Here is a 16135-nt window from a genome sequence, read left to right as displayed (position 1 = left end):
TTATAAAATTATAAATTCTTATAAATAAAAAATCATGCTACGATCAGTAGCATGACTTAATATTTGAAATAATATAAAAGTATCAAAAACAGTTAATAAGTTTTTTAAGATTCTCTATTATTAAATAATTCAATTATAAATTTTAGATTACTTGTGTCATACTGCTCAGGTAAACGAGCTAAACAAGCATATGCAGATTCAGTATGTGACTTTAACTTCTCTTCTGCACCATTTTGTCCTAACAATGAAACGTAAGTACTTTTATCATTTTCGATATCACTACCTGTAGCTTTTCCTAGTTTTGCTTCATCACCGTAAATATCTAATAAATCATCTTTTATTTGGAACATTAATCCTAAATGTTCACTATATGATTCTAATAAACTGGCGACATTGGTTTCGGGCTCAGCAATATCTACTGCAGCCATTACAGCAAATTTTAATAACGCTCCTGTTTTAGCATGATGTATATGTTCTAAAGTATTCAGCTCTACTGCAGATCCTTCACCTTCGCTTTGCATATCTAGCGTTTGACCGCCCACCATACCTAAATGTCCACTTGCAGATGACAAGCGCTTGATAAGTTTTACTTTAACATCATCTTTCAGATTGTCATCATTAATAATAATATCAAAAGCTTTTGTGAGCAATGCGTCACCAGCAAGTATTGCTTTCCATTCACCATACACTTTATGATTTGTCAATTTACCTCTTCGATAGTCATCATTATCCATTGCAGGTAAATCATCATGAATAAGAGAATACGTATGTACCATTTCTAATCCAAGTGCTGAAGAATAGCCAAGTTTGTAATCCTTTGCTAACATGTCCAGTGTTAATAAAAGTAAAACAGGCCTAATTCGTTTGCCACCTGCTTCTAACGAATATCTCATACTATTTTCTAAATCTGTATTTAGTGATGAATCCGGAATTGATTTTTGCAATAATTTATTTATTTCATCAGTTAAATTGTCAATTTTATGATTCATCATGATTTTCTTCCTTTTCAGTTTCTTCATCGCCTTCAACATTTTCTTCAGACATAAGTTCATTCACTTTTTTTTCAGCATTTTTCAATGTTTCATCACAATTTGCTGATAATGTCATACCTCGTTGATATAAGTTTAAAGATTCTTCTAAAGAAACATTTTCATTATCTAATTTTTGAACTATATTTTCTAATTCTTTCATCATTTCTTCAAAACTTTGTGATTTATTCGTCATCATTACACCTTACTTTCATAACTTGTGCATCAACAGAACCGTCTTTCATTGTTAATACAATATTATCATTTTCAGTTAAATCACTCGTGCTCGTTACTATCTTATCCTCTTTATTCACAATCGTATAACCACGTAACATTGTATTGGTTGGACTAAGATTATTCAAATTCTCTATTTTATTAGTTAAATTATTTCTTTGTTTTACAATGAGGTGATTCATTAATTTTACAAGATTCGTTTGTTGTTGATTGATCGTTGTTTGTTCTCTCTGAATACTTTGTTTGAAATGTTTTAAGTTGAAATTCTGTTTTATTAATTGCAGTTTTTGTACCTGTTGATTGACTTTAAAGTTTATTGCTAAATTAAGTTGTTTTTCTAAATCATCACGTTTTTGAATCTGTTGATCATATAACAAAGTTGGCGTTTTAAATTTATAGTATGAAGCAACATGTTGTAGATACTGTTTTCGATGTTGAATTTGTTGTTTCATAAACCTAGTTAGAGAAAATTTTTGTTGTTGAATATATTGTCTTAATTCATATTGATCAGGTGTAGCCATCACTGCTGCTTGTGTAGGTGTTGCTGCACGTGCATCTGCTACGAAATCACTAAGTGTAAAGTCTGTTTCGTGACCTACTGCTGATATAATTGGTGTTTCACATGTATAAATCGCTTTTACAACATCTTCTTCATTGAAGTTCCATAAATCTTCTATAGAACCACCACCACGCCCAATTATAATAGTATCTACATTTAATTCATCAGCTTGTTTTATTTTTTCAATGATATCATGCTTAGCCTGCTCACCTTGTACTAAAGTATTAATTTGAATTTGTTCAACTAAAGGATATCGACTATTGATAGTTGTATGGATATCCCTTATTGCTGCACCAGTACCTGCAGTCAACACAGCAATTTTTTCAGGAAACTTAGGAATCATTTTCTTGTGGTTTTGATCAAAATACCCATCTTTAGTTAATTTCTTTTTTAATTGTTCTAATTTTTGATATAAATTACCAATGCCATCTATATGCATTTTATTAACATAAACTTGATAATTGCCACGTCTTTCATATACAGAAACACGTGCTTCTAAAAGCACTTCGTCACCTTCTTTAGGCTCGAAGTCAATTTTTGAAGCATTTCCTTTAAACATCATTGCACTGATTACACTATTTTTATCTTTAACATTAAAATAAAGATGACCACTACTATGTTTTTTAAAGTTAGAAAGCTCGCCTTTGAGCAATACATTTTGTAGGTGTGGATCCTGATCAAATTTATATTTAATATATTTAGTTAAAGCTGACACACTTAAATAATCTGACATATTATATCACTCTTTTATTCAATATTACTTAATACACCATTGATGAACTTATAATGATCATCATCACTAAATTGTTTTGCTAATTCAACTGCTTCATTGATGATTACTTTTTGTGGCGTTTCGCTATTTAACAACTCAAAAGTTGACATTCTTAATATGATACGGTCAGATTTTAATAACCTGTCGATCGTCCAATCTTTTAAATGTGGCGCAATTTTGTTATCTAACACAGATTCATGATCTTTTACACCAGTAACTAGCCAATTAATAAAATCAAATTCTAAATCTGGATTATCATCTTTAATAAAACTAATTGCTTCATCAATCGTTAAATCACTATTTTTCATTTCTAATTGAAATAGTGTTTGAAAGGCTTGTGTTCTTGATTCTTTTCGACTCATTATAAACTCCTTTTAGCATTGTACGCTTTATGACTAATATAAAATAGAATTTTGTTAATCACTTGATTATGGAACTCCTGTTTTATGACTACATTAAAGTCATAGTGCTATTTTTAATTTGTAGATACGATATGTGTAATGTGAACATTAATTTGACTTGGTATGATGGTTGTCATCGTAGATAATGAGTTATAAATGGCATTTTGTATTTTTCTTGCAGTTTCTGAGATATTAATGCCGTATGAAAATGAACAATAAACATCTATATGAATACCATCATCTTTTGTATCTACTTTAATGCCACGTGCTAATTGTTTTTTTGTAACTTTTTCAACACTTAAGTCTTTAATTTCTTTAAAGTGTCCTTCTAAGCCTTTTATTTCTGAGGTTGCTATACTAGCTATAACAGTCAAAACCTCAGGTGCTATTTCTATTTTTCCTAAATTGGAATGTGATGATTCTGCTACTTTGACCATTTCACAAACCTCCTATTTAGATTATTCATCCATTATATTATATGTTTCTAAGAAGTTAGTATTAAATTTACCACTTCTAAATATATCGTTATTTAAAAGTCGAATATGGAACGGAATTGTAGTGTCAATTCCTAATACTAAATATTCACCTAACGCTCTCAATCCAGTCATAATTGCTTCATCTCTCGATGGTTCATGAACAATTAATTTTGCTACCATAGAATCATAATATGGAGGGATTGTATAATTAGTATAACATGCGGATTCGATTCTTACTCCAAAACCACCTGGTGCTAGATACTGTGTAATCTTTCCTGGTGAAGGCATAAAGTTTTTATATGGATTTTCGGCGTTAATCCTAAATTCGATTGCGTGTCCTTTGATTTCAATATCTTTTTGTGTGAATGGTAATTTTTCACCCATTGCAACTTTAAGTTGCAGTTTTACTAAATCAATACCAGTTACCATTTCTGTAACGGGGTGCTCTACCTGAATACGCGTATTCATTTCCATGAAATAAAATTCATTAGTGTTTAAATCATAAATGAATTCAATAGTACCAGCATTTTCATAATTAACAGCTTTTGCTGCTCGTACTGCTGCATTACCCATTTCTTGTCTTTTAGCATCAGTTAAGATTGGAGATGGTGCTTCTTCCACAAGTTTTTGCATACGTCTTTGTATTGTACAATCTCGCTCTCCTAAATGGATGACGTTACCATAACTATCTCCCATCACTTGTATTTCAATATGTCTAAAGTTTTCTATAAATTTTTCAAGATACAAGCCACTATTACCAAAAGCAGTTTCTGCTTCTTGTTGCGTCATTTTGAAGCCAGTTTCCAATTCTTTTTCATCACGTGCGACACGTATACCTTTACCACCACCGCCTGCAGTAGCTTTGATAATAACAGGATAACCTATATCTTTTGCAATTTTCTTAGCTTCTTTAATGTCTTTAACTAATCCTTCACTGCCAGGAACTACAGGTACTTCAGCACGCTTCATTTCTTCTTTAGCTACGTCTTTAATACCCATTTTTTGAATTGATTCATAACTTGGACCAATAAATTTAAGTTGACAAGCTTCACAAAGTTCAGCAAAATCGCCATTTTCTGCTAAAAAACCATATCCAGGGTGAACACCATCACATCCTGTAGAAGTCGCAATGGATAAAATATTAGGGATATTTAGGTAAGAATCTTTAGATTGAGTGGGACCGACACTATATGCTTCATCAGCAATTTGAGTATGTAATGCATCTTTGTCTCCCTCAGAATATATTGCTACAGTTTGTAATCCTAAATCGTGACATGCACGTATAATTCTTACAGCAATTTCCCCTCTATTTGCTATTAAAATTTTATTCATTATTTCACCTTAAATAACGGTTGGCCATACTCTACCATTTGACCGTCTTCTACAAGTATTTCAGTAATTTCCCCTGTGACTTCTGCTTGTATTTCATTGAATAATTTCATAGCTTCCAAAATACATACAGTGGATTCGTTTGAAACAGAATCTCCTACTTGAACATATGGACTTTCTTCCGGTGAAGGTGATTTATAAAACGTACCAACCATCGGTGCATTTATTGTTTTCAAGTTATCATTTTCCTGAGAAGAACTTGTCTCTTCAGAACTTTGAGCATCGAGTTGATTTGATACAGCCGATTGTTGTGGTGCAATTTGTTGCATCGGTTGTTGTGAAACTTGAGGTGTAATAATCTCAGTTTCTTTCTCTTTTTTTAAATTAACTATATTCCCTTTATCTTCTATATTAATTTCAGTCAAGCTGGATTGATCAAGAATTTCAATTAATTCTTTAATTTCTTTAAAATTCATAAATACTGACTCCTTCAGATTGTTTTCATTACCTAGTTTATTTTACTTTAGTGAAATGTTCAATTCAAGCATATACATATTTTCTATTATAACTCATTAATTACTATATTTAATCAATGGTTAACGATTATTTGTGTCAAGGTTATTTTCAGTTTATTCTTAAATAACAAAAGCCCTTCCATTTAAATAATTGGAAAGGCTTTTAAGTAATTTGCAAGATACTGTAGTCATATTATGTGTGAAGTTGATGAATTAAGCTCTTGATACGTAACTACCATCGCTAGTGTTAATTACTAAAGTATCTCCTTCATTAACAAATAGTGGCACATTTAATGTATAACCTGTTTCAACTGTCGCAGACTTTGTAGCACCGGTAGCAGTATCACCTTTAATACCTGGTTCTGTTTCTGTGACTGTAAGTTCAACGTTTTTAGGTAATTCAACACCTAAAGTTTCATTTTCATAACTTTGAATTTGAACTTCCATATTTGCTTTTAAGAAATTTAATTCATGTTCTAAATAATCAGCAGATAATTCAATTTGATCAAATGTTTGATTATCCATGAAAACATGTGTATCACCATCAGCGTATAAATATTGCATACGGCGATTTTCGATCATAGCAGTTTCAACTTTTTCTCCGCCTCTAAATGTTTTCTCTTGGATAGCACCTGTTCTTAAATTACGTAATTTAGAACGTACAAATGCAGCACCTTTTCCTGGTTTTACGTGTTGGAAATCTAAAACTTTCCAAATTCCATTATCTACAGAAATTGTTAAACCTGTTTTAAAATCATTAACCGAAATCATTCAGTTTCCTCCCTAATATAAGGTCTTCTATAAAATAATAAGGTCTTTAGACGATTTAGTAAAGCGTTCGCAACCATTTTCTGTAATTAATATATCATCTTCAATACGCACGCCACCAATTCCATCTAAATATATACCGGGTTCAATTGTAACACAATTATTTAACTCTAATGGAGATTCAGATTTTTTAGATAAATTTGGACCTTCGTGTACATCTAATCCAATACCATGGCCCAGTGAATGACCAAACGCTTCACCATATCCTTTTTCAGTGATATAATCTCTTGCAACTGCATCAAGTTCTTTTCCGGTCATCCCTTTTTTAGCTGCTTCAATTCCTTTTAAATTTGCTTGTAATACAATTTGATATATTTCTTTTAACTGAGCATCCGGTTCGCCTATAGCAAAAGTACGAGTAATATCTGAGGCATATCCATTGTAATAAGCACCATAATCTAAGGTGATTAATTCTCCTTGGTTAATTACTTTATCACTTGCTACGCCATGTGGGAGCGCCCCTCTGACTCCAGAGGCAACAATTGTATTAAAAGATGGACCTTCTGAACCTAATTCGAGCATTTTACTTTCTAATTTTGCTTTCAGCTCAAGTTCTGTCATTCCTGCTTTAGCAACTGTTAAAATATACTCATAAGCATCATCAACAATTTGAGCAGCCTTTTGAATATTTGCTATTTCTTGTTCATCTTTGACTTCTCTGATTTTTTCAATTAATCCAGAAATACTTATTAAACTAATATAAGATTTACTTAACTGTAAATAAGTATCATAGCTCACTAAATTACCTTCAAAACCAACATTTTGCACATTTAATTCTTCAAGTGTTGATTTAATAGATTCTATCAATTGCCCCTGTTGCTTAATTACTTTAAAATCAGCAGCCTGAGTAGTCGCTTGTTCTATGTATCTGAAATCAGTAAGTAATAGTTTTTCTTCATTTGTAATAATTAGTGCGCCACTGGTTCCAGTGAATCCAGATAAGTAACGTCTATTATAATCAGATAAAACGATAATTGCTTCTAAATGTTTTGTTTTTAGAGCAGCTTTTAATTTATCTATTCTATTCAACAGTAATCACCCTATTCAATAAATTTGTACATTTCCAATATATACATTAAAATGATAGCATAATTAATGTACAAATTTATAGTTTTTGAATTAGGAGAGAGTTATGAAGAAAAAATTATTCGCTATTTTAAGCGCTTCGTGTATACTCGCTGGGTGTGGGAGCCAAAATTTAGGGCCATTAGAAGAGAAAACAACAAAACTACGTGATGAAAATCATAAATTAAAAAGTAATATTCAAGATTTAAAATTAGAAATAAAAAAAGAAAAAACAAATATTACTGCATTAGAAAAAGATAAAAACAATATTAAGAATGCAAAAAGTAATAAAAATAAGCTGAATCATATTAAAGCGTCTTCTGAATATTATCAAGATGTCGCAAAAGCAATTGATGATTATAATAATATTAAAGATGAGGTTTCAAAAAATAAACAAAGTGAAAAAACTCAAAACAAATTAACAGATATTACTAATAAAATTGATGCTGCTTTTTCTACATATAAAAATAAAATTGATAAAGATAAAATGAATGATGAAGATAAAAAGAAACATAAAAGTATTACTAAATTAAACAAATCATTAGATTCAGCTATGAGTGATATAAGGGATGGTTATAACGAAAAAGATAAGAAGAAACTTAATAAAGGTCAAACTACTTTATCAAAAGTAAGTATAAGTAATGAGTAACGTGACATATAAATAGGAGTGTTTATTTTGAAACAAGCAATATTCTATATCGTAATCGCAATTGCATTAGTTGGTTTAATACTTAACTTAGATGCATTTATATTTAGTTTTGTAAAAATGGCCATCAGTTTAGCTATTTTTGCAGGTATTATTTATTTAATTTACTATTTTTTCTTTTTAACAGAAGATCAAAGAAAATATAAGCGTGCCCAAAGAAAGTATAGAAAAAGAAATAAAAAAAAATAATGTTAAACTTTTAAAGTTTAACATTATCGAAAAATCAAAGCATTTACCCTACAATATTTGAATTTAATTGTGTGGGTAAATGCTTTTTTATAAAGAATAAAATTATTTTCGATAAGTCCATTCTGATGATTGGTACTTTTCAATTAATGCTTCAACTTCTTCATTTTGTTGAGTGGTTAATTCTAAAGGTTTTAAATTAATATTTAATCCTTTTTTGAATCCACTTTCGAATGCGCTTTCCATTTCATCTATAGTGATGTAACGGTCAGATATATCATTAATTGCTACTGCTTTATCAACAAAAGCTTGTTTCATTTTTTCTTTCAAACGGTCATTTTTAAATATAAACATATCAAACAAATCATCGATATCTATATCTTGTAACAATGAACCATGTTGCAGAATAACACCTTTTTGTCTCATTTGAGCACTTCCTGCAATTTTACGTCCTTCTACAACTAATTCATACCAACTCGAAGCATCGAAACAAACTGCACTTCTTGGTTGTTTTAATTTAGACCTTTCTTCTTTGGATCGTGGAATAGCAAAAGAGGCATTAAAACCTAATGTTTTGAATCCTTCAAGTAAACCCTCAGAAATGACCCTATAAGCTTCTGTAACCGTTTTGGGCATATTCGGATGCGATTCTGGTACAATAACACTATAAGTTAATTCTTTGTCATGTAAGACCCCTCTGCCACCTGTTTGTCTTCTAACAAGGCCGTAACCTTTTTCTGCCACCTTGTCTATATCAATTTCTTTAGTCAATCTTTGAAAGTAGCCAACTGAAAGTGTAGCTGGATCCCATGTGTAAAATCTTATTACTGGGTCAATCTCACCTCTAGAAACAAAATTTAATAACGCTTCATCCATTGCCATATTGTAAAATGGATCATTACTACCCGTGTTGATAAAATGCCATGTTTCAGTCACAATCAAAACTCCATTCATTAAAATTAAATTGTGATAACATCTAATGTGTGTTATCGTTTTCAATAATTGTACAAAAATGTCAGTATTATGTAATTATCATGATAAAAATATTTTGATAATTTGTGCTAACAGTCTTATAATATATAATATCGGTTAATTAGGGAGGATGCAAGATGAGTAATTTTTGGTTTATAGCTTTAGCAATTTTAATAATAATCGTCGCTTATATGTTGTTCAATAGATATTTGAACAAAAAAGCGGTAACAGAATTAAACCAAAATGAATTCCATAATGGTTTACGAAAAGCTCAAGTGATTGATGTGAGAGAAAAAGTAGACTATGATTATGGTCATATTAATGGTGCTCGTAACATTCCAATCACAATGTTTAAACAAAGATATCAGGGATTGAGAACGGATCAACCAATCTATCTTTGTGACGCGAATGGTATTGCCAGTTATCGTGCCGCTAGAATATTAAAAAAGAACGGATATAAAGATATATTCATGCTTAAAGGCGGATATAAAAAATGGACTGGTAAAATCAAATCAAAAAAGTAAATGGTTAAATAAACATTTAAAAATTGAGCTATTAGTTATTTTACTAATAGCTCAATTTTTTTAATAATATATTCCAATAAAGCAGTGAGAGTATTAATTGGAAAATAAGCTATGTCATCTTAGTATAATTGCAAGATGAGAGCCTACAAAATTATAATTACAACCATATATGCTTACACGATTAACGTTTTACATCGTTCACAAAGAGGACTAATCCATATTAAAATGGATTAGTCCTCTATATTTGATTGAGTTTAATGTCTCATACTCTTTTTCGTTTATTAAAACCAAAAGTTATTTGACTTGTTCTATTAAAATTATTTTTCTGATCTTAAATTCTCAAACTTTAATACTGGTTGACGAGCAGCTTTTGTTTCATCTAAACGATCAATAATCGTTGTATGAGGTGCTTCTAAAACTTTGTCAGGGTTTTCTTTTGCTTCTTTCGCTATTTCAATCATTGTGTCACAGAAATAATCTAATGTTTCTTTAGATTCTGTTTCAGTTGGTTCAATCATCATCCCCTCTTCTACATTTAATGGGAAATAGATAGTAGGTGGATGAACGCCAAAGTCAAGTAAACGTTTAGCCATATCTAATGTTCTTACACCATATTCTTTTTGTTTTGAACCACTTAATACAAATTCATGTTTACAATATTGCTCGTATGGGATTTCAAAATGTTCTTTCAATCTTGCTTTAATATAGTTTGCATTTAATACTGCTGCCTCTGAAACTTCTTCAAGTCCTTTATTACCCATTGTTCTAATGTATGTGTAAGCGCGTAAATAAATACCGAAGTTACCATAAAATGGTTTAACACGACCGATTGAATGTTCGATATCATTATCATATTTATACACATCATTTTCTTTAACGACCATTGGTTTTGGTAAGAAACTTGCAAGTTCTTTTTTAACACCAACTGGCCCTGAACCAGGTCCACCACCACCATGTGGCCCAGTAAATGTTTTGTGTAAATTTAAATGAACAGCATCAAAACCCATATCTCCAGGTCTAACTTTGTCCATAATTGCATTTAAATTAGCACCATCATAGTACAATAACCCACCAGCTTCATGTACAATGTTTCGAATATCCATGATGTTTTGTTCGAAAATACCTAATGTATTTGGATTTGTAAGCATAATTGCAGCAGTGTTTTCATTGACGAGTCGTTTTAAATCTTCTATATCAACTTCTCCACGTTCATTAGATTTCACTGTAACAGCTTTAAATCCAGCGAATGCTGCTGAAGCTGGGTTTGTACCATGTGCAGAGTCAGGTACGATGACTTCGTTACGATGTCCTTCGCCATTTTTTTCATGAAAAGCTTTGAAAATCATAAGTGCTGTCCATTCTCCATGAGCACCAGCAGCTGGTTGTAATGTAACTTCGTCCATACCAGTTATTTCTTTAAGTTCTTCTTGTAAGCTATGAATAATTTCTAATGAACCTTGTACCTGCGATTCATCTTGTAGTGGATGTGATTCAGCAAATCCAGGTATTCTGGCTATTTTCTCATTTACCTTTGGATTATATTTCATGGTACATGACCCTAGCGGATAAAATCCTGAATCCACACCAAAGTTTTTATTTGATAACTCTGTATAATGACGCACTAAATCTAGTTCAGCTACTTCAGGAAATTCAGCTTTATTTTTTCTGATAAATTTGTCATCTAATAGCTTATTAACTGCCCCATTATCAATTTCTTTTTGGGGTAAAGAATATGCATAGCGACCTTCTTTAGAACGTTCAAAAATTAATGGACTAGATTTACTTACTACCATTTATTTCACCTGCTTTCTTAACAAATGTATCAATTTCATCTTTCGTTCGTAATTCTGTTACTGCAATTAACATGTGATTGTCGAAGTTTTCTACGATTTCACTTAAATCAAATCCACCTATGATGTCTTCTTGAATTAAAGCATCGTTTACATCTTTAACAGGTTTATCAAATTTAACAACAAATTCATTAAAGGATGTACCATTACTAACTTCAAATCCTTGTTGTTTAAATTGTTCTTTAGCATAGTTTGCATTTTCAAAATTTTGAACCGCAATGTCATAGATACCTTGTTTTCCTAAAGCAGACATACAAATTGATGAAGCCAATGCGTTTAATGCTTGATTGGAACATATATTTGATGTTGCTTTATCACGTCTAATATGTTGTTCACGTGCTTGAAGTGTTAACACAAAACCACGGTTTCCATCTTGGTCTTCAGTTTGTCCGACTAGTCTACCAGGTGTTTTTCTCATGAGTTTCTTAGTAGTAGCAAAGAAACCACAATGAGGACCACCAAATTGCGTTGGGATACCAAATGGTTGCGTATCTCCCACTACAATATCTGCACCAAAACTACCTGGAGGCGTCAATAAGCCTAGTGCGATTGGATTTGTATAAACAATGAATAATGCTTTTTTATCTTCGATAAATGATTGGATTTTTTCTAAATCCTCTATTGAACCATAAAAATTTGGGTATTGAACTGCAACTGCAGCAGTATCATCATCAATTGCATTTTCAAGTTTTTCTATATCTGTAATTGTACCATCTAAATCAACTTCAACAACTTCAAATTCTTCGCGTGTTTTTACATATGTGTGTAAAACTTGTAGTGCTTGATAATGCATACCTTTTGAAACGACAATTTTATTTTTACGCGTTTGATTAAATGCTAGAATACAAGCTTCTGCGAAACTTGTCATACCATCGTACATTGATGAGTTGGCAATATCCATATCTGTTAATTCACAGATTAATGTTTGAAATTCGAAGATAGCTTGTAACTCACCTTGTGAAATTTCAGGTTGATAAGGTGTATAAGCAGTATAGAATTCAGAACGTGAGATCATTGCATCTACAACTGCAGGAGCATAGTGATCATAAACACCTGCACCTAAAAATGTAGTATGTGTTTCTTTAGTGATATTTTTACTAGCAATTTTATTAAGTCTTTTAGTTAATGTGGTTTCAGATTCAGCATCAGGAATAGCTAATTCTCTGTTTAATAAAATGTCTTTGGGAACATCTCCAAATAATTCACTGATCGATTCAGCGCCAATTGTCTCAAGCATTTCATTTTTATCTTGATCTGTTAATGGAATATAACGATGACTCACAATAACACCCCTTTAAATTATTTATTAATTTGATTTTTCTTAACAATTTTTGCTTTTGCTTGTCTTTTTCTTATTTGTACTATAACTTCCTTGCCCATTTCAAAAGCATCTCTATCAATTATAGCTAAACCAATAGACTTACCACTTAATGGAGATTGTGTACCTGAAGTAACTTCACCAATCTCATTTCCATCGATATCATAAACAGTGTAACCAGTTCTTGGAATTCCTTTATCAATCATTTCAATTCCAACTGTTCTTCTCTTGGAACCATTTTCTTTTTGATCTTTTAACACGTTCTTACCTATAAAATCAGCGTCGATTAATGGTTTAGCAGCAAATGCAATTCCACCTTCATATGGTGTGATTGATTCACTTAAATCTTGTCCATGAAGTGGTAAACCAGCCTCTAATCTTAATGTATCCCTAGCACCAAGACCACATGGTTCTACATCATATTCTAATATTGATTCCCATAGATATGGTGTATCATCTGATTTACAATAAATTTCAAAGCCATCTTCACCTGTATAACCAGATTGTGATAATATTACATTTTTACCAAAGAATTCAACATCTTGTAGGAATTCAAATGGAGTCATCTCTGATACATCATGATTCACATGTTCTTGAACAAAATCACGTGCTTTTGGACCTTGTATAGCTAATTGTCCATATTCTGTTGAAACATTTAAAACTTCAGCATCGAAATTTTCTGCTTGTTTTTTCATCCAATCAAAGTCTTTATCAGTATTTCCAGCATTTACGACTAGTAAATATTCTTTTTCACTAAGTTTATAGGTGATTAAATCATCGATAATACCGCCTTGTTCATTACACAATGCTGTATATTGTGCCTTCTTTGTGTCTAAATTATCAGTATCATTTGAAAGTAAGTATTGTATTAATTGATCTGCTTCAGAACCTTTTATTAAAATTTCTCCCATGTGACTTACGTCAAATAAACCCATATTTGTTCTTACAGCATTGTGCTCATCTTTAATACTTGAAAATTGAACTGGCATAGCCCAACCACCAAATTCAACAATTTTTGCACCAAGATCCACGAAGTTTTGATAAAGTGGCGTGTGTTTTAATTCATTTACCATTGCTAAACCCCCTATTATTGTATTAAAAAAGACAGAGTAGACTAAGCCTACCCTGTCAAAAAATCCAGGAATGCGTCTCAGTATTATCCTTTTGCCTGAGAGTTTCGTTAAACTTGCACCTTCGGCGATGGTTAAAATCAATTATTAACCATTCTCTCTAATACTGGTCATTCGCTTTCATCGATTCCAATATTTTTTTATATGTAACTGGAAGCGACTTATTACTATTCACTTTGATGAATGCGATTTCATTATATCTTGAAACTCTAGTTGAATACAAGCTTTTTAGTTTAAAAAGCGGTTTATTATTTGCATTGGGTCTGTTGCTATCATTTTTAATTCTATCGTATAGAATTTCTATATCACAATCTAACCATACAACATGTTTTTGCTCTATTAATAAGTTAAAAGCGTCATTGCCCTCGATGATGCCCCCTCCTGTAGCAATGACATCAAATTGGTTAACACATTTTTTTAAGTATTTAAACTCCAAGTTACGAAAACCTTTTTCTCCTAATTGTTCAAAAATTTCTGGTATTGTTTTCTCTTCTTGTTGTACTATAAATTCATCTAAATCTACAAAAGTTAATTGATTGTGTTGTGCAATATATTTCCCTAATGTTGTTTTACCTGTACCCATAAAACCTATTAAAATAAGCGGTGTTTTAATTTTATTTTTCAAAAATATCTTCCTTTTGTAATTGTAATTTAATTTGTTTATCATAATAAGACTCAATATTATCAAGCGTTTTTAGCTGAATATTAAATTGAAAAGAATATATTGCTATTAGTGATAAATATAGCATATAAACAACCATCACAAAAGGGTATATGTACCCGTTTATGTTAGAATTGAATTGCTTTTTCAAAAGTACCTCCTGTATAATGCATTTTCAATTTTAATTTTATGTGCTTATTTTTTAATAATATGAATTGTGCATTTGTTACATTGTTTAATAATGTGATGTTTCCTGTATTATTTATTGTTTTAATAATCTTATTGTTTTTGAACTCATATCTTATAGTATTTTCTCTTATGTCGAATTTTAATATTCGTCCGTTTTTATCAATTTCTAGTGCCTTTGAATTTCTTTGCAATAGTGTATCGGTTAAGTCTCTAGAAAAAAATTCTATATCAATGGATGATTCAAAATTAGACTGATGTTTTATAGGGGTGATTGATTTATATAATAAAGGTAACATTGTAAATATTAATAAAGTGATAAATAGTGCAAATAATACTTCAATGTAAGTAAAACTTGAATATTTATTTGTAAAAACATTTTTCATTAACTTGGTCCTTTATTCTTATACATAAATTTGAATTGGTTAATTTAACTTTGTATCCTTCAATATCAATGCCTTTTAGTAAACTTTTACGATTATTATGTTTTAACGTCAATAATGTAATTCTTTTCATACTTAATCTGTCAATTTTATCGCTGAAAGTATGATTTAATTGTAAAATCATAGGCAAAAAAACACTGCACATTATAAGCATACAAACAAAAGCGATATATGCATCCATAAGTATACTACCTTTAATGTTTTTGTTTCTCATATCTTAATCTTCCCTTTTCAATATGAAATATTAATTTAAAAAGTTCATTATCTACTGATAAAAAAATACTCCCAAATTTATTTGTATTACCTTTATTGTTGAATGTTAAATAATTTATATTACTTTTAGGATGTATATAAGTATTTTGTGGAAAATTTATATCTTTATTTTCAGTTGACTGTTCTCTAACTATGATTTTATTTGAATAGTCGTTAAATATGAGTGTTATGGATTTATCATCTTTAATCGCTTTAGATTTCAAATAATTTAGTCGAATGATTAATGTATTCATAAAGTTATTGTTTTTATTAATTTTCTTATCATTTATAGATATATGGTTTACTTGAATAAATAATAAGATACTTATGATACCCATAACCAATAGCATTTCAATTAAAGTAAATGCTTTACTAGTTTGCAATTACTTCACCGTTGTTAATTGTAATGGTTGATCCTGATTTACAATTTTTTTGGTTTTCTTTGATATAGCCATCCGCAATAAGTTCATCTATAGACTGTGGTTTTTTATTATGTTTTAGAGTAAATGCTTCAACTTGACTTTCAATCATTTTTATTTGTGCTTCACAACCAGTACTTTGAATATGTGAAGATTGTTTTGCAATATTGGGTATAATCAAAATCAATAATAAGCTTATAATTAATAATACAAGGAGCATTTCAATTAAAGTAAATGCACGTTTATTAAAAGTTCGTTTTGTTTTGTTCATTAAAAACCTC

General features: G+C 30.6%; 20 protein-coding genes and 1 riboswitch. Of the genes, 3 read left to right on the top strand and 17 right to left on the bottom strand.

Going from position 1 to position 16135, the window contains the following annotated elements; all coding sequences use genetic code 11:
• Nucleotides 1–104 precede the first annotated feature (104 nt).
• The 9 genes from FYJ81_RS01645 to FYJ81_RS01605 form a co-directional block, all read right to left on the bottom strand.
• Nucleotides 105–992 carry a polyprenyl synthetase family protein gene (locus FYJ81_RS01645; protein WP_107386452.1) on the bottom strand — a complete coding sequence of 296 codons (888 nt, stop codon included), beginning with the start codon at nucleotides 990–992 and terminating at the stop codon, nucleotides 105–107.
• Nucleotides 979–1224 carry an exodeoxyribonuclease VII small subunit gene (locus tag FYJ81_RS01640; protein ID WP_107385149.1) on the bottom strand — a complete coding sequence of 82 codons (246 nt, stop codon included), beginning with the start codon at nucleotides 1222–1224 and terminating at the stop codon, nucleotides 979–981. The genes FYJ81_RS01645 and FYJ81_RS01640 overlap by 14 nt, the downstream gene beginning before the upstream one ends.
• Entirely contained in the window at nucleotides 1214–2554 is a 1341-nt protein-coding gene (xseA, locus tag FYJ81_RS01635) for an exodeoxyribonuclease VII large subunit (RefSeq protein WP_107385148.1), read from the bottom strand. Before xseA ends, FYJ81_RS01640 begins: the two co-directional genes overlap by 11 nt.
• Before the next feature lie 14 nt (nucleotides 2555–2568).
• Nucleotides 2569–2955, bottom strand: coding sequence for a transcription antitermination factor NusB (gene nusB / locus FYJ81_RS01630; RefSeq protein WP_019468383.1), 387 nt, complete (start codon nucleotides 2953–2955; stop codon nucleotides 2569–2571).
• 113 nt (nucleotides 2956–3068) lie between these two features.
• Nucleotides 3069–3431, bottom strand: a complete 363-nt coding sequence (locus tag FYJ81_RS01625) for an Asp23/Gls24 family envelope stress response protein (protein WP_071560408.1) — start codon at nucleotides 3429–3431, stop codon at nucleotides 3069–3071.
• A 21-nt stretch (nucleotides 3432–3452) separates the two neighbouring features.
• The gene (gene accC, locus FYJ81_RS01620; RefSeq protein ID WP_154409236.1) at nucleotides 3453–4802 is read right to left on the bottom strand and encodes an acetyl-CoA carboxylase biotin carboxylase subunit; all 1350 of its coding nucleotides are present in this window, start codon (nucleotides 4800–4802) and stop codon (nucleotides 3453–3455) included.
• On the bottom strand, nucleotides 4802–5275 hold the full coding sequence (accB, locus tag FYJ81_RS01615) for an acetyl-CoA carboxylase biotin carboxyl carrier protein (RefSeq protein WP_107385146.1): 474 nt from the start codon (nucleotides 5273–5275) through the stop codon (nucleotides 4802–4804). Before accB ends, accC begins: the two co-directional genes overlap by 1 nt.
• Nucleotides 5276–5527: 252 nt before the next feature.
• A complete protein-coding gene (gene efp, locus FYJ81_RS01610) occupies nucleotides 5528–6085 on the bottom strand; it encodes an elongation factor P (RefSeq protein ID WP_019468387.1) in 558 nt (185 codons plus the stop codon).
• 27 nt (nucleotides 6086–6112) lie between these two features.
• Nucleotides 6113–7171 (bottom strand): M24 family metallopeptidase, encoded by a 1059-nt coding sequence (locus FYJ81_RS01605; protein WP_107386455.1) that lies wholly within the window; start codon nucleotides 7169–7171, stop codon nucleotides 6113–6115.
• 103 nt (nucleotides 7172–7274) lie between these two features.
• On the opposite strand from FYJ81_RS01605, the gene FYJ81_RS01600 reads away from it, so the two are divergent.
• Nucleotides 7275–7856, top strand: a complete 582-nt coding sequence (locus FYJ81_RS01600) for a hypothetical protein (protein WP_107386456.1) — start codon at nucleotides 7275–7277, stop codon at nucleotides 7854–7856.
• Between the two features lie 27 nt (nucleotides 7857–7883).
• Nucleotides 7884–8102, top strand: coding sequence for an SA1362 family protein (locus tag FYJ81_RS01595; RefSeq protein ID WP_107385151.1), 219 nt, complete (start codon nucleotides 7884–7886; stop codon nucleotides 8100–8102).
• A 102-nt stretch (nucleotides 8103–8204) separates the two neighbouring features.
• Here the strand turns inward: FYJ81_RS01595 and FYJ81_RS01590 are convergent, their stop codons facing one another.
• Complete coding sequence (locus tag FYJ81_RS01590) at nucleotides 8205–9035, bottom strand: lipoate--protein ligase family protein (protein ID WP_107385152.1); 831 nt, start codon at nucleotides 9033–9035, stop codon at nucleotides 8205–8207.
• Nucleotides 9036–9208: 173 nt separating this feature from the next.
• Here FYJ81_RS01590 and FYJ81_RS01585 point away from each other — a divergent pair, with 173 nt between their 5' ends.
• Nucleotides 9209–9595, top strand: a complete 387-nt coding sequence (locus tag FYJ81_RS01585) for a rhodanese-like domain-containing protein (RefSeq protein ID WP_107385153.1) — start codon at nucleotides 9209–9211, stop codon at nucleotides 9593–9595.
• Between the two features lie 317 nt (nucleotides 9596–9912).
• On the opposite strand, the gene gcvPB is transcribed toward FYJ81_RS01585, so the two are convergent.
• From gcvPB to comGC, 7 genes are all read right to left on the bottom strand, one after another.
• Nucleotides 9913–11388 (bottom strand): aminomethyl-transferring glycine dehydrogenase subunit GcvPB, encoded by a 1476-nt coding sequence (gcvPB, locus tag FYJ81_RS01580; RefSeq protein WP_107386609.1) that lies wholly within the window; start codon nucleotides 11386–11388, stop codon nucleotides 9913–9915.
• Nucleotides 11375–12727 carry an aminomethyl-transferring glycine dehydrogenase subunit GcvPA gene (gcvPA, locus tag FYJ81_RS01575; RefSeq protein WP_107386608.1) on the bottom strand — a complete coding sequence of 451 codons (1353 nt, stop codon included), beginning with the start codon at nucleotides 12725–12727 and terminating at the stop codon, nucleotides 11375–11377. The genes gcvPB and gcvPA overlap by 14 nt, the downstream gene beginning before the upstream one ends.
• A gap of 17 nt (nucleotides 12728–12744) precedes the next feature.
• A complete protein-coding gene (gene gcvT, locus FYJ81_RS01570) occupies nucleotides 12745–13836 on the bottom strand; it encodes a glycine cleavage system aminomethyltransferase GcvT (protein ID WP_154409234.1) in 1092 nt (363 codons plus the stop codon).
• A 73-nt stretch (nucleotides 13837–13909) separates the two neighbouring features.
• Nucleotides 13910–14007: riboswitch (glycine riboswitch) on the bottom strand.
• Nucleotides 13994–14518: a shikimate kinase gene (locus FYJ81_RS01565; protein ID WP_107385157.1), complete on the bottom strand. Its 525-nt coding sequence runs from the start codon at nucleotides 14516–14518 to the stop codon at nucleotides 13994–13996. Its footprint overlaps the riboswitch before it by 14 nt.
• Nucleotides 14519–14682: 164 nt before the next feature.
• Nucleotides 14683–15126, bottom strand: coding sequence for a ComGF family competence protein (locus FYJ81_RS01560; RefSeq protein ID WP_154409233.1), 444 nt, complete (start codon nucleotides 15124–15126; stop codon nucleotides 14683–14685).
• 251 nt (nucleotides 15127–15377) lie between these two features.
• Nucleotides 15378–15818 carry a competence type IV pilus minor pilin ComGD gene (gene comGD, locus FYJ81_RS01555; RefSeq protein ID WP_107386699.1) on the bottom strand — a complete coding sequence of 147 codons (441 nt, stop codon included), beginning with the start codon at nucleotides 15816–15818 and terminating at the stop codon, nucleotides 15378–15380.
• Nucleotides 15808–16125 (bottom strand): competence type IV pilus major pilin ComGC, encoded by a 318-nt coding sequence (comGC, locus tag FYJ81_RS01550; protein WP_107505267.1) that lies wholly within the window; start codon nucleotides 16123–16125, stop codon nucleotides 15808–15810. Before comGC ends, comGD begins: the two co-directional genes overlap by 11 nt.
• Nucleotides 16126–16135: the final 10 nt, after the last annotated feature.

It is taken from the genome of Staphylococcus sp. McC-251-APC-3A2, assembly GCF_009695665.1.
Taxonomy (GTDB): Bacteria; Bacillota; Bacilli; order Staphylococcales; family Staphylococcaceae; genus Staphylococcus; species Staphylococcus cohnii.
The sequence above is the reverse complement of the archived record's forward strand: the minus strand, read 5'-3'. Positions and strand labels throughout refer to the sequence as shown.

Bases quoted from the DNA above. Each gene is read 5' to 3' on its own strand.
- FYJ81_RS01645 (WP_107386452.1), bottom strand. From the start codon at position 992: ATGATGAATCATAAAATTGACAATTTAACTGATGAAATAAATAAATTA.
- FYJ81_RS01640 (WP_107385149.1), bottom strand. From the start codon at position 1,224: ATGACGAATAAATCACAAAGTTTTGAAGAAATGATGAAAGAATTAGAA.
- xseA (WP_107385148.1), bottom strand. From the start codon at position 2,554: ATGTCAGATTATTTAAGTGTGTCAGCTTTAACTAAATATATTAAATAT.
- nusB (WP_019468383.1), bottom strand. From the start codon at position 2,955: ATGAGTCGAAAAGAATCAAGAACACAAGCCTTTCAAACACTATTTCAA.
- FYJ81_RS01625 (WP_071560408.1), bottom strand. From the start codon at position 3,431: ATGGTCAAAGTAGCAGAATCATCACATTCCAATTTAGGAAAAATAGAA.
- accC (WP_154409236.1), bottom strand. From the start codon at position 4,802: ATGAATAAAATTTTAATAGCAAATAGAGGGGAAATTGCTGTAAGAATT.
- accB (WP_107385146.1), bottom strand. From the start codon at position 5,275: ATGAATTTTAAAGAAATTAAAGAATTAATTGAAATTCTTGATCAATCC.
- efp (WP_019468387.1), bottom strand. From the start codon at position 6,085: ATGATTTCGGTTAATGATTTTAAAACAGGTTTAACAATTTCTGTAGAT.
- FYJ81_RS01600 (WP_107386456.1), top strand. From the start codon at position 7,275: ATGAAGAAAAAATTATTCGCTATTTTAAGCGCTTCGTGTATACTCGCT.
- FYJ81_RS01585 (WP_107385153.1), top strand. From the start codon at position 9,209: ATGAGTAATTTTTGGTTTATAGCTTTAGCAATTTTAATAATAATCGTC.
- gcvPB (WP_107386609.1), bottom strand. From the start codon at position 11,388: ATGGTAGTAAGTAAATCTAGTCCATTAATTTTTGAACGTTCTAAAGAA.
- gcvT (WP_154409234.1), bottom strand. From the start codon at position 13,836: ATGGTAAATGAATTAAAACACACGCCACTTTATCAAAACTTCGTGGAT.
- FYJ81_RS01560 (WP_154409233.1), bottom strand. From the start codon at position 15,126: ATGAAAAATGTTTTTACAAATAAATATTCAAGTTTTACTTACATTGAA.
- comGC (WP_107505267.1), bottom strand. From the start codon at position 16,125: ATGAACAAAACAAAACGAACTTTTAATAAACGTGCATTTACTTTAATT.